At 70.3% G+C, this 13,671-nt stretch carries 14 protein-coding genes; 10 read left to right on the top strand and 4 right to left on the bottom strand.

The annotated features are described in order from the left end of the window. Positions 1-3: 3 nt before the first annotated feature. Positions 4-402: a carboxymuconolactone decarboxylase family protein gene (locus SY84_RS14170; protein ID WP_046844540.1), complete on the bottom strand. Its 399-nt coding sequence runs from the start codon at positions 400-402 to the stop codon at positions 4-6. A 244-nt stretch (positions 403-646) separates the two neighbouring features. Between SY84_RS14170 and SY84_RS14175 the strand changes: the two genes are divergently transcribed. The 8 genes from SY84_RS14175 to SY84_RS14210 all read left to right on the top strand — a co-directional run bounded on the left by SY84_RS14175 (position 647) and on the right by SY84_RS14210 (position 6,932). Beyond that, positions 647-2,887: an ATP-dependent Clp protease ATP-binding subunit gene (locus tag SY84_RS14175; RefSeq protein WP_046844541.1), complete on the top strand. Its 2,241-nt coding sequence runs from the start codon at positions 647-649 to the stop codon at positions 2,885-2,887. Positions 2,888-2,979: 92 nt separating this feature from the next. Continuing rightward, entirely contained in the window at positions 2,980-3,210 is a 231-nt protein-coding gene (locus SY84_RS14180; RefSeq protein ID WP_046844542.1) for a hypothetical protein, read from the top strand. Positions 3,211-3,219: 9 nt separating this feature from the next. After that, a complete protein-coding gene (locus SY84_RS14185; RefSeq protein WP_052751188.1) occupies positions 3,220-3,657 on the top strand; it encodes a hypothetical protein in 438 nt (145 codons plus the stop codon). Positions 3,658-3,719: 62 nt separating this feature from the next. Further along, the gene (locus SY84_RS14190) at positions 3,720-4,001 is read left to right on the top strand and encodes a DUF2087 domain-containing protein (protein ID WP_046844543.1); all 282 of its coding nucleotides are present in this window, start codon (positions 3,720-3,722) and stop codon (positions 3,999-4,001) included. Beyond that, positions 3,994-5,376, top strand: a complete 1,383-nt coding sequence (radA, locus tag SY84_RS14195) for a DNA repair protein RadA (RefSeq protein WP_046844544.1) — start codon at positions 3,994-3,996, stop codon at positions 5,374-5,376. Before SY84_RS14190 ends, radA begins: the two co-directional genes overlap by 8 nt. Positions 5,377-5,380: 4 nt before the next feature. Continuing rightward, on the top strand, positions 5,381-5,899 hold the full coding sequence (locus SY84_RS14200) for a PH domain-containing protein (RefSeq protein WP_046844545.1): 519 nt from the start codon (positions 5,381-5,383) through the stop codon (positions 5,897-5,899). 173 nt (positions 5,900-6,072) lie between these two features. Next, positions 6,073-6,426 carry an ArsR/SmtB family transcription factor gene (locus tag SY84_RS14205; RefSeq protein ID WP_046844546.1) on the top strand — a complete coding sequence of 118 codons (354 nt, stop codon included), beginning with the start codon at positions 6,073-6,075 and terminating at the stop codon, positions 6,424-6,426. Then, a complete protein-coding gene (locus SY84_RS14210; RefSeq protein WP_046844547.1) occupies positions 6,423-6,932 on the top strand; it encodes an SRPBCC family protein in 510 nt (169 codons plus the stop codon). Before SY84_RS14205 ends, SY84_RS14210 begins: the two co-directional genes overlap by 4 nt. 35 nt (positions 6,933-6,967) lie before the next feature. On the opposite strand, the gene SY84_RS14215 is transcribed toward SY84_RS14210, so the two are convergent. Further along, positions 6,968-7,852, bottom strand: coding sequence for a LysR family transcriptional regulator (locus tag SY84_RS14215; protein ID WP_046844548.1), 885 nt, complete (start codon positions 7,850-7,852; stop codon positions 6,968-6,970). A 71-nt stretch (positions 7,853-7,923) separates the two neighbouring features. On the opposite strand from SY84_RS14215, the gene SY84_RS14220 reads away from it, so the two are divergent. Continuing rightward, positions 7,924-9,144: an MFS transporter gene (locus SY84_RS14220; RefSeq protein ID WP_046844549.1), complete on the top strand. Its 1,221-nt coding sequence runs from the start codon at positions 7,924-7,926 to the stop codon at positions 9,142-9,144. A 60-nt stretch (positions 9,145-9,204) separates the two neighbouring features. Here the strand turns inward: SY84_RS14220 and clpB are convergent, their stop codons facing one another. Next, complete coding sequence (clpB, locus tag SY84_RS14225; RefSeq protein ID WP_046844550.1) at positions 9,205-11,763, bottom strand: ATP-dependent chaperone ClpB; 2,559 nt, start codon at positions 11,761-11,763, stop codon at positions 9,205-9,207. Positions 11,764-11,950: 187 nt separating this feature from the next. On the opposite strand from clpB, the gene SY84_RS16065 reads away from it, so the two are divergent. Beyond that, positions 11,951-12,622: a hypothetical protein gene (locus tag SY84_RS16065; RefSeq protein ID WP_157883004.1), complete on the top strand. Its 672-nt coding sequence runs from the start codon at positions 11,951-11,953 to the stop codon at positions 12,620-12,622. A gap of 41 nt (positions 12,623-12,663) precedes the next feature. Here the strand turns inward: SY84_RS16065 and SY84_RS14235 are convergent, their stop codons facing one another. Then, entirely contained in the window at positions 12,664-13,620 is a 957-nt protein-coding gene (locus SY84_RS14235) for a lipocalin family protein (protein WP_046844551.1), read from the bottom strand. Between the last annotated feature and the right edge of the window lie 51 nt (positions 13,621-13,671).

Consider the following 13,671-nt stretch of genomic DNA (forward strand, 5'->3'; position numbering starts at 1 on the left):
AGACTACGCACCGTCCGGACCGGCCTCTCCATCGGGGGCCGGTCTTGCCGTACCCAGGTGGTGGCGTAAGACTTCAAACGCCGCGACCGTCCGGGGGAACCCCAGGTACGGCACACACATCATCAGCGCGCCGCGCAGTTCCGCCTCGGTCGCCCCGGCGTTCAGCGCGCCGCGCAGGTGCGTGCGCAGCTCCGGCGGGCTGCCCAGTGACACCAGCAGCGCGCACGCGATGAGTTCCTTGGTCTTCAGGTCCAGACCGGGCCGTTCGTACACCGTGTCGTACGCGAAATCCCGGATGTACCCGCCCAGATCGGGGTCCAGCTCGTCCAGGCGCTGCTCGATACGGTCCTGCTGCGAACCGAAGATCACGGCACGGGCGCGGGGGGTGGGGTCGTCACTCACGCGGACCAGGGTACGCCGGGCGGCGGACAGGAAAGAAGACCGTCAGGACGCGCACGGTACAGTCCCACGTGTGGGACAGATGTGCGCAGATCGTAAGGTTTCCCCAGCCTTCCGCCAGGAGGCGGCGCTACCCTACACTCAGGCTGTCACCACCGTTCTCTCCGCGCCCCTTTCCGCTGCGACAGCCGACCTGTCCCTGTCACCGCTCACTGCGCCCCTGCCGCGCTTTCCCTAGGGGGTTCCCATGAACCGATACGACGACCGCGCCCGCCTCGTGTTCCACTACGCCCGCGAGGAAGGCAACCGCCTGGGTCACGCCATGGTCGGCCCCGAACACCTCCTGCTGGGCCTGATGCGCGAGGGTGGCACCGCTGCGAGCATCCTCGGGGAGTTCGGCGCGTCCCTGGACGGCCTGCGCCGCCGCGTCGAGGAGATCATCGGCCGCGGCGAGGGCAACCGCCTGAACGACGCGCCCAGCATCACGCCCCGCGCCCGCCGCGTCATGGAACTCGCGTCCAGCGAGGCCCGCGCCCTGGGCGCCCAGGTGACGAGCACCGAGCACATCCTGCTGGGCATCATCCGCGAGGGCGACGGCGTGGCCTTCCGTATCCTGCAGGAACTCACCAAGGACGTGGACACCATCCGCTGGCGCATCCTCGCGCAGGGCGAGGGCGCGGGCAGCAAACCCGCCAAGCCGGTCGCCACGCCGTTCCTCGACGAGTACGGCCGCGACCTGACCAAGTGGGCGCGCGAGGGCAAACTCGACCCCGTGATCGGGCGCAGCGAGGAGATCCGCCGCGTCACGCAGATCCTCACGCGCCGCACGAAGAACAACCCCGTGCTGATCGGCGACCCCGGCGTGGGCAAGACCGCCATCGTGGAGGGGCTGGCGCTCGCGATCCACGAGAAGCGCACCCCGCCCAACCTCCACAACGTGCGGCTGGTCAGCCTGGACCTCAGCGGCGTGGTCGCAGGCACGAAGTACCGCGGGGAGTTCGAGGAACGCCTGCGGCAGATCATCGAGGAGCTGCGCAACGCCAAGGTCATGGCCTTCATCGACGAGCTGCACACCCTGGTCGGGGCGGGCGGCGCCGAGGGCACGCTGGACGCCGCGAACATCCTCAAGCCCGCCCTGAGTCGCGGCGAGATCCAGGTGATCGGCGCCACCACCACCGGCGAGTACCACCGCTACATCGAGAAGGACGCCGCGCTGGAACGCCGCTTCCAGCCGGTCATCGTGCTGGAACCCAGCCCCGCCGAGACGCTGCAGATCCTGCGCGGCCTGAAACCCAAATACGAGGAACACCACGGCGTGCAGATCCCCGAGCAGGCGCTGGAACTCGCCGTGCGGATCGGGGAGCGCAGCCTGCCGGGCCGCAACTTCCCGGACAAGGCCATCGACCTGATCGACGAGGCCGCCAGCCGCGTGCGCCTGAACATGAGTGTCGGCCTGCCCGTCGCGGAGACCGAGGACGGCGAGCCCTACGTGACCCGCGAGGATATCGAGAGCGTCATCAACTCCATGGGCGGCATCTACTCCGAGGAGACGGCCGCGCAACTGGTCGACCTGGAGCAGCAGCTCCAGGATCAGGTGTACGGCCAGCCGGACGCGATCCGCGCGCTGAGTTCCGCGCTGCGCCGCGCCCGCGTGGGCCTGGGCGGCCGCACCCGCGTCGCCGCGAGCTTCCTGTTCGTGGGCTCCAGCGGCGTCGGCAAGACCCACCTCGCCAAGGCACTGGCCCGCACGCTGTTCGGCAGTGAACGCAGCCTGATCCGCATGGACATGAGCGAATTCCAGGAAAGCCACTCGGTCAGCAAACTGATCGGCTCGCCCCCCGGCTACGTGGGCTTCGAGCAGGGCGGCCGCCTGACCGAAGCCGTGCGCCGCCAGCCCTTCAGCGTGATCCTCCTCGACGAGATCGAGAAGGCCCACCCGGACGTGTACAACACCTTCCTGCAGGTCCTCGACGACGGCCGCCTGACCGACGGTCTGGGCCGCACCGTGGACTTCCGCCGCACGATCATCATCATGACCAGCAACACCGGCTTCAACGTGAACCCCACCGTGGGCTTCAGCCCCGTCACGCCGGACAACAACCAGCCGCTGCGGCACATCTTCACCCCGGAGTTCCTTGACCGCTTAGACGAGGTCATCCGCTTCAAGAGCCTCGGCGAGGAGGAACTCGTGCGGGTCGCGCAGCAGCTCATGGGCGAGATGCGCGAGGAACTCGCCAGCCGCGAACTGACCGTCACCTTCGACCCCGCCATCGCCGCGTGGCTGGTGGGCAAACTCAAGTCTCGCAGCCCCAAACACGCCGTCGGCAGCAGCCGGCAGCTGCGCACCCTGGTCCGCGAGGAGATCGAGGACCCCCTGGCTCTGGAACTCGCCAGCAACCACGGCGAGGAAGTCCGCGTCGTACTCGGCCAGGACGGCATCCAGTTCGAGAAGGGCGAGGAAGCCGCAACCCGCCAGATCCTCGCGTAACCCCACCTGCCCCCGCAGCCCGCCGCGCCCCGAGCGCCGGCGGGCTGTCTGCTGCGGCAACCGGCCGGGCCTTCCGCGCGTAGCAGAGTCACATGAAACGCCTCTATGCCGCGCTGTGCGCCGCCGTGGCCCTCGCGGTCAGCGGGGACGCCACCAGTGACCAGACCCTCCGCGACTACCGCGCCGTGACCCTGGCGGGCTTCACGGTGCTCGTCTCCCCGGCCACCCAGGCCGACCTGGCCACCTGGGAGCGGCTGGAATGGCGGCTGGCGGACACGCTCCGCGAGGCAAAAGCGGCGCTGCCCCCCCAAGCGCAGCGCTAACTGGCCGGCGTGCGCATCTGGGTCGAAGGCAGCCGGGCCACCGCCGACCGCTTCCACACCGTGTTTTACATCCGCCGCTCCGCTCCGGCCGGGGTGTCCAGCCGGGGGGACATCCTGCTCACGCAGCCGCAGGACTTCATCCAGGGCTTCGGTCAGGGGAACGTCCTGCTGCACGAACTGGCCCACGCCTTTGACGACCTCCAGTACGGCATGCAGAACCCGGCGGTGCAGGCGGCGTTCGAGCAGGCCCGCCGCGCCGGGCTGTACCAGAATGGCGAGTGGACCCCCTACGCCCTCGCGAACTCCCGTGAGTACTTCGCGGAACTCAGCAGTGCGTACTTCCTGAGCTTCCCGCCGCTAGACCGCGCCCGCCTGAAACGCCTGGACCCGGTGGGGTACGCGGCCATCGAGGTGGCCTGGGGGCCCGAGGTTTCACCAGAGGAGTAGTCGGGCGGTGCTCCGGGACTCCGGGAACCATCCGCCCGCCGCGCGTCCGCTACGATGGCGGGATGACGAAGAGCATCCTTGATTTCCAAGACGAACACGGCCGCATCACCGGGTGGCCCAGCGACCGCCGCCGCGCGCACCAGCTCGCCATCCTCGACTACCTCACCGGGCTGTTCGAACCCGGCGTGTCCTACGACCAGGGGCAGGCCGAGCAGATCCTCGCCGACCACAGCACCCTGGAAGACCCCAGCTTCCTGCTGACCGAACTCGTGGATGGCGATTACCTCGCCACGCAGGACGGAAACTACTGGCGGGCGGACGGCCGCCCCGGCGCGCGTGGCTAAAGCCCGCACCACCTACGTCTGCACCAGCTGCGGGTACACCAGCGCCAAGCCGCTGGGCCGCTGCCCGAACTGTCAGGCGTGGAACTCCTTCGAGGAAGAGGTGCCTGCCGTCACGACCGCCGCCGCGCGCGGCGGGGCGTACGGGGGCATCACGGGCGGCCGCGTCACGCCGCTGTCCGGGGTTGGGCGCCGCGAGGAGCCCCGCACGCCGAGCGGCATCCCGGAACTCGACCGGGTGCTGGGCGGCGGGCTGGTCGCCGGGGGCGTCACGCTGATCGGCGGGGAGCCCGGCATCGGCAAGAGCACCCTGCTGCTTCAGGTCGCAGACAAGGTCGCGGCGGGGGGCGGCACGGTGCTGTACGTGGCGGGCGAGGAATCTCTGGAGCAGATCCGCCTGCGCGCCGACCGGCTGGGCGTGAAGGCCGAGATCCAGCTGACCCGCGATACCCGCGCCGAACACGTCGCGGCACTGATGGCCGAACATAAGCCCGCGCTGTGCATCGTGGACTCCATCCAGACCGTGACGGTCGAGGGCGACGGCGCGCCGGGCGGCGTGGCGCAGGTCCGCGACGGCACCGCCCTGCTGACCCGCGCCGCGAAGGAGACCGGGACCGCCACCGTCCTCGTGGGGCACGTCACGAAGGACGGCACGGTCGCCGGACCGAAAGTCATGGAGCACATCGTGGACACCACCGTCTTCCTGGAGACGGTCGGGTCGTACCGCCTGCTGCGCAGCGTGAAGAACCGCTTCGGGCAGGCCGGGGAACTCGGCGTGTTCGAGATGCGCGGCGAGGGCCTGATCGCCGTCGAGAATCCCAGTGCGGCGTTCCTGGCCGAGCGGCCTGTCGGGGTGCCCGGCAGCGTCGTTGCGGCCACCATCGACGGGCAGCGCCCCATGCTGCTGGAGGTGCAGGCGCTGGCCAGCAAGACGCCGTACCCGAACGCCCGCCGGGTCGTGGTGGGCCTCGACGCCCGCCGCGTGGACGTCGTGCTGGCCGTGCTGGAACGCCGCCTGGACCTGACGCTGGGCGGGCTGGACGTGTACGTGAACCTCGCGGGCGGCCTGAAGGTGCCCGATCCGGGCCTGGACCTCGCGATTGCCCTGGCGATCTACTCCGCCGTGGTGGGCCGCGCCCTGCCGGACAGCGTCGCCGTGTTCGGCGAGGTCGGCCTGGCGGGCGAGGTGCGCTCCACGACCGGCTCGATCCGCCGCGCTGAGGAGGCCCGCCGCGCCGGGTACACCCGCCTGATTGTCCCCCCCGGCCTGGACGGCCATCCGAACGGAGTGAAGAGCGTCGAGGAGGCCGTCGCGCAGGTGTGGGGCGGCGCCCCGGCGTCCGGCCGGAAACCCCGCGCCGCCGCCGAACGTACCTGACGGTATGACTGCCCCGCTGTCGGCCGCGCCGCCCACCTCGCCCGTCTGGTTCCGTGCGCTGGTGTGGCTGGTGCCCCTGCTGCTGATCGTGACCGCCTGGATCCCGGACGACGGCGCCGACAAGCCCCTGCCGGTGGCGGGCAGCGTGGCCCTGACCCTGCTGGGCGTGGGACTGGGGGCGCTGTTCGCGCAGGTGCCCCGGCGCCTCTCTTACACCCTGACCGACACGGGCCTGCGCGTCAGCCGCTTCTCCGGCAGCTTCGAGTGGCCGTACCGCGAACTGCGGGTGCGTCGCACCGACGCCGGGCTGGGCCTGCGGGTCGGTGGGGTGGGCCTGCCCGGCTACTACACCGGGAACTACACCTTCACGGGGGCCGGGTACCGCAGCGTGCAGGCCATCGCCTCCAACACGCGCGGCGGTCTGATCGTCGAGCGGGGCGGCACGCCGTACTACCTGACGCCCGCCGACCCGGACGCCTTCGCGCAGGCACTCGCGGCGCGGGGCGTGCCCATGCTGGACTGAACGGCCTGGATGTGGCCCGTGCCGGGAGGGCCTGCACCGCCCTCCTGATGTGGTGTGGGGGACGAGACCTGCGGCGCTCCAGACTCCTGCCTACTATATGCCTTGACAGGAATATTCTATATGGGGCATAATACGGCCATAACAGAACGCATCAGAAGGAGGTCACGCGCCACTTGAACCACCACACCTTCACCGCCCTGGCCGACCCACACCGCTTCCAGATCGTGGAACTGCTCCGCGACCGCCCCCACACCGTCGGCGAGATCGCCGAACAGCTCGGCCTGCGCCAGCCGCAGACCTCCAAGCACCTGCGCGTCCTCGCGGACGCCGGACTGGTCCACATGGAACCCCAGGCCAACCGCCGCATCGCCCACCTCCAACCCACCGCCTTCCGCGACCTCGACGACTGGCTGACCCGCTACCGCCCCCTCTGGGAAGCGCGGCTGGACCGGCTGGACGACTACCTGCGCACCCTCCCCCCCGAGCCCCCCACGCACGACCCCACCGAACCCGGAGGTTCCCCATGACGCACGCCACCACCCTCGACCACCGCATCGAAGACGCCCGCACCCTCGTGCTGCAACGCACCTTCGCCGCCACGCCCGACCGGGTCTTCGCGGCCTTCACGCAGGCCGAACACCTGAAACACTGGTGGGGCCCGCGCGGCTGGGAACTGACGCACTGCACCGTGGACCTGCGCCCCGGTGGCCGCTGGCACTACTGCATGACCTGCACCGACCCCGCGCAGGGCGACTTCCACGGCATGAACAGCTGGGGCCTGGGCGTGTACGAGCAGATCGAGGCGCCCACCCGACTGACCTACACCGACCACTTCAGCGACGAGCACGGCGCGGTCAACGACCAGATGCCCGCCACGCTGGCCGACCTGACCTTCGAGGCCGTGCCCGGTGGCACCCGCGTCACCAGCCGCTCCACGTACGTCCGCCCGGAAGACCTGCAGGCCGTCATGGACATGGGCATGCTGCAGGGCATCAGCGAAACGTGGGACCGCCTCGCCGAACACCTCTCCTGACCGGACACCTCGTCTGACCGGATCTGGCCCGACCGTCACGCCCCGGGCGCGGCGAGGGCCAGGAAGTTCCGGACATTCACCGACCGTTCCACCCGCTGCGACGCCAGCGACAGAGTCACGCGCGGCCCCCCGCCCCGCAGGTCGCGGTACACGCAGCCGCGCAGGTGCAGGTGCCGCATCGCGGCCGGCACCAGCGACACGCCCAGGCCCGCCGCCACCAGACTGACCACCGACATCATCTGCGGGGCGGTCTGCCCGGGGCGCGCCTCGAAGCCCGCCGCGCGGCACGCGGCCAGCACCGCGTCGTGCAGCGCCGGACCAACCGCGCGCGGCGTGAGGATGAACGGATCGTCCCGCAGCGCGGGCAGCGGCACCGGGTCCAGGCCCGCCGCCGGGTGATCCTCGGGCAGCACCGCGACCAGTTCACTGCACGCCACCTCGGTCACGCGGAACTCCTGCGCGTACTCCGGGGTGGCGCGCACGAACGCCGCGTCCAGCACGTGCGCGCGCAGATCCGCGACCAGCGCCTCGGTGTTCTTCTCCGTCAGGGTCAGGCTCACCTGCGGGTAGCTGCGCCGGAACGCGCGGATCACGTCCTGCACCGCCGGGTCGATCCCCGCCGCGCCCGTGAAGCCCACGCGCAGCGCGCCCGTCTCACCGCGCGCGGCCCGTCCCGTGTCGAAGGCGGCGCGTTCCAGCTGCGCCGGAATGTCCGCCACTCCGGCCCGGAAGGCGAGGCCCGCCTCGGTCAGTTCCACGCCGCGTGGCGTCCGGTGAAACAGGGTGGCACCCAGGTCGCGTTCCAGCGCGCGGATCTGCGCACTCAGGGGTGGTTGCGCCATACCCAGCCGCGCGGCGGCCCGCGTGACGTTCCCCTCCTCCGCGACCGTCAGGAAGTACCGCAGCTGCCGCAGCTCCATACGCGCAGCATATGGCGATACGCCGCGCCGCGTATTAGACGTCTGACGGCCAGCGGCCTACAGTCGGGGACATGACTGCCCTGAGCCCCGCCCACCCGGCCCCGACCGTGACGGGCTCGCAGGTGCGGCGCGGCACACCCGAGTACCGCCGGATCGGCGCGGCGCTGTTCCTCACGGGGTTCAGCGCCTTCTCGCTGATCTACTGCGCGCAGCCCCTGCTGACCGCCTTCACGCACGACTTTCACGTGACACCTGCCCAGAGCGCCCTGAGTCTGTCCCTGACGACCGGCTGCCTGGCCCTGTCCATCCTGATCATGAGTGCCGTCGCGGATTCGTTCAGCCGCCGCCGCGTCATGCTGACCTCGCTGCTCGCCGCCGCGCTGCTGAACAGCCTGGCTGCACTGGCCCCCACCTGGACGGCGCTGCTGCTGTGCCGCGCGCTGGAGGGCCTCGCGCTGGGCGGCGTGCCTGCCGTCGCCATGGCCTACCTGGCCGAGGAGATCCACCCCCGTGACCTGGGCGCCGCCATGGGGCAGTACGTGGGCGGCACCGCGTTCGGCGGGATGATGGGCCGCGTCTGCATCGGCCTCCTGAGCGACGTGACCTCCTGGCACGCGGCGCTGCTCGTCATGGGTGGGCTGGGCCTGCTCAGCGCCGCCGGATTCGCCGCGCTGCTCCCCCCATCGCGCGGCTTCCATCCGCGCCGCACCGCGCCCGCCCGCGAGCACCTGCGCCGCTGGGCCGCGCACCTGCGCACCCCCGGCATGGGCGCGCTGTTCACGCTGGGTTTCCTGAACCTGGGCGTCATGGTCGCCGCGTTCAACTACCTGGGGTTCCGCCTGCACGCCCCGCCGTACGCGCTGAGCGCCGCCGCGATCAGCCTGATCTTCCTGACGTATCTGCTCGGCTCCGCGGCGTCCTCCTGGGGTGGGCGCCTGGCTGACCGCCAGGGTCGCCGCCCGCTGCTCCAGGGAGGCCTGCTCCTCAGCGGCGCGGGCCTCGCCCTGACCCTCCTGAGCCCCTTGCCCGTGATCATCCTGGGCGTCACGCTGATCACTGTCGGGTTCTTCGTGACGCACTCGGTGGCCAGCAGCAGCGTCGGGCAGCTCGCCCGGCGCGACAAGAGCCACGCCAGCGCCCTGTACCTGCTCGCCTACTACGCCGGAAGCAGCGTCGTGGGCGTCCTGGGCGGCGCAGCCTGGGCCGCCGGGGGCTGGCCGCTCCTCGTCGCCCTGTGCGCGGCCCTGCTCGGCCTGGGCCTGACCATCACCCGGCAGATCCCTCGCGGCTGAACGTCACGATAGGGAAGAGGGGCCGGGTCATGCAGACCCGGCCCCTCCAGAGTGGTGTGTTCAGTTCAGCGCGCCGGTCTGGAACGTGAAGTTCGTGCCGTCGTAGTCCACGGTCAGGCTGCTGCTGTCCGGCACGTTCCCCTGGAGGATCTCGCGGGCCAGCGGCGTCTCGATCTCGCGGCTGATCGCGCGTTTCAGGGGGCGCGCCCCGAAGGCCGGGTCGTACCCGATCTGCGCCAGTCGGTCCTTCGCGGCGCCACTCAGGTGCAGGCTGACGCGGCGCTCGGCGAGGCGGCGGATCAGGCCGCGCATCTGGATGTCCACGATCTTGTGCAGGTCCGCGGCGGTCAGCGCATCGAACACGATGATGTCGTCCACGCGGTTCAGGAACTCCGGGCGGAAGTGGCCCTGCAACTCGCCCATCACGGCGTCTCGGATGGCGGTGGCGTCCTCACCGCGGTGCTGCATCTCCAGGATCAGCGGCGAGCCGATGTTGCTGGTCAGGATGATCAGCGTGTTGCGGAAGTCCACGGTGCGGCCCTGCCCGTCGGTCAGGCGGCCGTCGTCCAGCACCTGCAGCAGCACGTTAAACACGTCCGGGTGCGCCTTCTCGATCTCGTCGAACAGCAGCACCGCGTAGGGGCGGCGGCGGACAGCCTCGGTCAGCTGGCCGCCCTCCTCAAAGCCCACGTAGCCGGGAGGCGCGCCGATCAGGCGGGCGACGGTGTGCTTCTCCATGTACTCGCTCATGTCGATGCGGACCATGGCGTCCTGGCTGTCGAACAGGAACTCCGCGAGGGCCTTGGCCAGTTCGGTCTTGCCCACCCCGGTCGGGCCGAGGAACATGAAGCTGCCCAGCGGACGGTTCGGGTCACTCAGGCCAGCGCGGCTGCGGCGGATGGCGTCCGCGACGCTCACGATCGCGCGGTCCTGCCCGATCACGCGGCCGTGCAGCTGCTCTTCGAGTTTCAGGAGTTTCTCGCGTTCGCCCTCCATGAGCTTGTTCACGGGAATCCCGGTCCAGCGGCTCACGACGGACGCGATGTCCTCCTCGGTCACCTGGGTGTGCGCGAACTCGGCGCCCTTGAGTTTCTGCTCCAGCTCGGTGACTTCCTTTTCCAGCTGCGGCAGGCGGCCGTACTCCAGTTCGGCGGCGCGTTGCAGGTCGTAGTCGCGCTTGGCCTTCTCCATGTCGGTGCGCACCTGATCGAGCGCCTCGCGTTTCTCGCGCAGCGCGGCGACCTCGTGCCGCTCACCCTCCCAGCGGGCGCGGACGTCGGCCAGCTCGTCGGTGATGCCCTTCAGGGCACCCTCGATGTCCAGCAGGCGGTTCTGGCTGTCCTGATCCTTCTCGCGCTTCAGGGCCTCGCGTTCAATTTCCAGCTGCAGCTTGCGGCGCTCGAGCTGGTCGATGCGTTCGGGGCTGCTTTCCAGCGCCATGCGCAGGCGCGCGGCGGACTCGTCGATCAGGTCGATGGCCTTGTCCGGCAGCTGCCGGTCGGTGATGTAGCGGTGCGAGAGCCCCGCGGCGGCGACCAGTGCCGGGTCGGTGATCTCCACGTTGTGGTGGACCTGATAGCGCTCCTTGATGCCGCGCAGGATCGAGATCGTGTCCTCCACGCTGGGTTCGTTCACGAACACCGGCTGAAAACGGCGTTCCAGGGCGGGGTCCTTCTCGATCTCGCGGTACTCGCTGAGGGTCGTCGCGCCGATCAGGTGCAGTTCACCGCGCGCCAGGGCGGGCTTGAGCATGTTGCCCGCGTCGGGGCTGCCCTCGGTCTTGCCCGCCCCGACGATGGTGTGGATCTCGTCCACGAACAGGATGACCTCGCCCGCCGAGCCGATCACCTCGTCGATGACGCCCTTGAGGCGTTCCTCGAACTCCCCGCGGAACTTCGCGCCGGCGAGCAGGCTGCCCATCTCCAGGCTGACGATGCGCTTGTTCTTCAGGCCGTCCGGCACGTCGCCCTTCACGATGCGGATGGCGAGCCCTTCGGCGATGGCGGTCTTGCCCACGCCGGGTTCGCCGATCAGCACCGGGTTGTTCTTCGTGCGGCGCAGGAGGATCTGCATGGCGCGGCGGATCTCCTCGTCGCGGCCGATCACGGGGTCGAACTTGCCGTCGCGGGCGCGCTGCGTGAGGTCCGTGCCGTACTTGGCGAGGGCGTCGAACTGCTGTTCACTGGTTTTGGTCGTCACGGTCTTTCCTTTGCGCTGCTCGTTCACGGCGCGGTTCAGGTCGATTTCGGTGGGCAGTCCCCGGCCGCGGTACTCGCCGCGCAGGGCGAGCAGGAGGGCGTCGGCGGCCACGAACGAGTCGCCGAGTTGCCCGGCCAGGGTGTCGGCCTTCTGAAAGGCGCGGGCCAGCGCGGGGTCGAGGTACAGCTGGCCCTCGCCGCCCTGCACGCGCGGGAGTTTGGCGAGTTCGGCATCCAGCGCGGCGCGGACCCCCGTCAGGTCGCTGCCCGCCAGGGTAAGGGCGCGCGCGGCGGTGTCGTTATCGGTCAGGGCGCGCAGCAGGTGCGTGGGGGTGAGGTTCTGGTGCCCGCTCTGCTGCGCGAGCCCCTGCGCGGCCTGGAGGGCCTGCAGGCTGGCCTCGGTGAAGCGTTCAGGGTTCAAGTGGGGCCTCCGTGGGGTGGGTGAATGGGGTGCTCAAGGTTGCTCCCATTCTGAAACTTGAGTGCGGTCATGTCAAGTTTATTGCGGCTTAAGAATGGTGCCGCAATCGCCGTCCCGCACGCAACGCCCCCGCAACGCCACCCGCTGCACACTCTCGCTACGACACCACCCCACAGGAGGCCCACCCATGACGCGCACCCTCAGGACGATGCTCCTCGCCACCCTCAGCCTCACCGCGGGCAGCACCGCCGCCGCGCAGAAGACCACCCTCACCATCGGCGGCCAGCCCACCACCCTTGACACCGTCAAGGTCGGCGGCCGCACCTACGTCGCCCTGGACCAGCTGCAGAAGGCCCTGACCGCTGCGGGCGGCAGCAACCAGCTCGGCGCGGCCGAAGGCTGCCTGAACGAATGGCTGTTCAACGGCACCTGGCGACTGCGAGTCACCGCCGTGAATTACGTCCCGGACGCCGGGAACGGCAACTCCTACGGCTGGGTGGTCACCACCGAGTTCCGCAACGGCGGCAAGCAGCTCCTGAATCTCGCGAACACCGGCATCGAGAAAGGGGTCAGCCTCGCCCTGAAGGACGGCAGCGCCAAGGACCTCGGTCTCAGCGGCATCGCGTCCGCGTTCAGGACCGGCACCGACCTGACGCCCGGCGCGGGGCTGGTCATGGACCTGCCGTTCTCCTGGCAGGGCGGCGCGCCCACCAACGCCCAGCTGCAGGCCAACCCACCCGTCAAGCTGATCGTCCCGGTGGACGTCGGCGCCCTGCGGCGCGGCGGCAGCACCCTGTACAAGACCGTCAATTACGTCAAGGCCCCCAGCTTCCGCGTGAACCTCACCTGCCGGAAGTGAACCCCGCCCGCGTGGCCGGAACCCGAACGCCCCGATGAGCCTCACGGTGACCACGGCCCGCTCACGAGTTCCATCATCCCGGTCCCCACAGCAGGCGCGGCGCCCCAGGTGCCTGTCACCTCGATGGGTCCCTCCCAGTACTCGATGCGCCTGCTGCGGCTCAGGAGTTCCTGCTCCCGCCGCACCGCCTGCACGCCCAGGTCGAACTCATCGGAGACGAGACGCCAGCCCACCGTGTACCGGCGCCCCGATGGACTGTCCCACACCTCGCCCGGCACGGCCCGCACCCGCCCGTCCGGTTCCACCACGCTGCCGATCAGCTGCGCCACCGATCTGTCCAGGCGCCGCACCCGGTACACCATCAGGTCCTGCCCACCGTCCAGATGCACGCTGAACCAGTCCCACAGCACCGAACGGCCCGGAATCTGGTTGCCCCACTGGTGATCCAGCCACGCCTGCCCCCGCACCGCGCGCCCGTTCACGGTGCCGGTCAGGTCCAGCCGCGTGATCCCCTGGTAGAACAGCACGCCCGTATCGGCACTGCCGCTGAACCCCGGCGGGTGCAGCACGGGACCCTTCACCGGGGTCAGCGTCAGGTTCAGCGGCCCGGCTTTCAGGCTCAGCGGGGCCATTGGCTCCGGGCCCGCCTGCGTCAGCGTCCACGCCCCCTGCCGCACCCGCAGCGGGGGAGAGGTCACCTCGCCGGTCCCGGCGGGCTGCTCCAGGAAGGTCAGCTGCCCCGTACGCAGATCCGTGACCGCCACGTGCGAGATCATCAGCGGGACCGGTACGCGGCTGTCCTGCACCCGGAAATGCGCCCAGTGCAGCGCCAGCCCCTCTGCGGGCAGGTACGCGCTCACGTACCACCACTCCATCGGGTTCGCGTGCGCCCCGAAATCCGTGGCGGCGGGCAACTGCGCCGGATTCACGACCGTCTGCACCGGCGCGCACCCGCTCAGGAGGAGGGCCGCCAGCACCGGAATGACCTTGGGACGCATCGGCCCCCAGCCTAACCGACCCGCCGTTCACCTGATGCCGCAGATGGGGCA

The sequence above is a fragment of the Deinococcus soli (ex Cha et al. 2016) genome (genome assembly GCF_001007995.1).
In the GTDB taxonomy this organism is placed as follows: Bacteria; Deinococcota; Deinococci; order Deinococcales; family Deinococcaceae; genus Deinococcus; species Deinococcus soli.

Excerpts from the sequence above, each read along its gene's own strand:
- SY84_RS14175 (WP_046844541.1), top strand. The coding sequence starts at position 647 with ATGAACCGATACGACGACCGCGCCCGCCTCGTGTTCCACTACGCCCGC.
- SY84_RS14180 (WP_046844542.1), top strand. The coding sequence starts at position 2,980 with ATGAAACGCCTCTATGCCGCGCTGTGCGCCGCCGTGGCCCTCGCGGTC.
- SY84_RS14190 (WP_046844543.1), top strand. The coding sequence starts at position 3,720 with ATGACGAAGAGCATCCTTGATTTCCAAGACGAACACGGCCGCATCACC.
- SY84_RS14200 (WP_046844545.1), top strand. The coding sequence starts at position 5,381 with ATGACTGCCCCGCTGTCGGCCGCGCCGCCCACCTCGCCCGTCTGGTTC.
- SY84_RS14210 (WP_046844547.1), top strand. The coding sequence starts at position 6,423 with ATGACGCACGCCACCACCCTCGACCACCGCATCGAAGACGCCCGCACC.
- SY84_RS14215 (WP_046844548.1), bottom strand. The coding sequence starts at position 7,852 with ATGGAGCTGCGGCAGCTGCGGTACTTCCTGACGGTCGCGGAGGAGGGG.
- SY84_RS14220 (WP_046844549.1), top strand. The coding sequence starts at position 7,924 with ATGACTGCCCTGAGCCCCGCCCACCCGGCCCCGACCGTGACGGGCTCG.
- SY84_RS16065 (WP_157883004.1), top strand. The coding sequence starts at position 11,951 with ATGACGCGCACCCTCAGGACGATGCTCCTCGCCACCCTCAGCCTCACC.
- SY84_RS14235 (WP_046844551.1), bottom strand. The coding sequence starts at position 13,620 with ATGCGTCCCAAGGTCATTCCGGTGCTGGCGGCCCTCCTCCTGAGCGGG.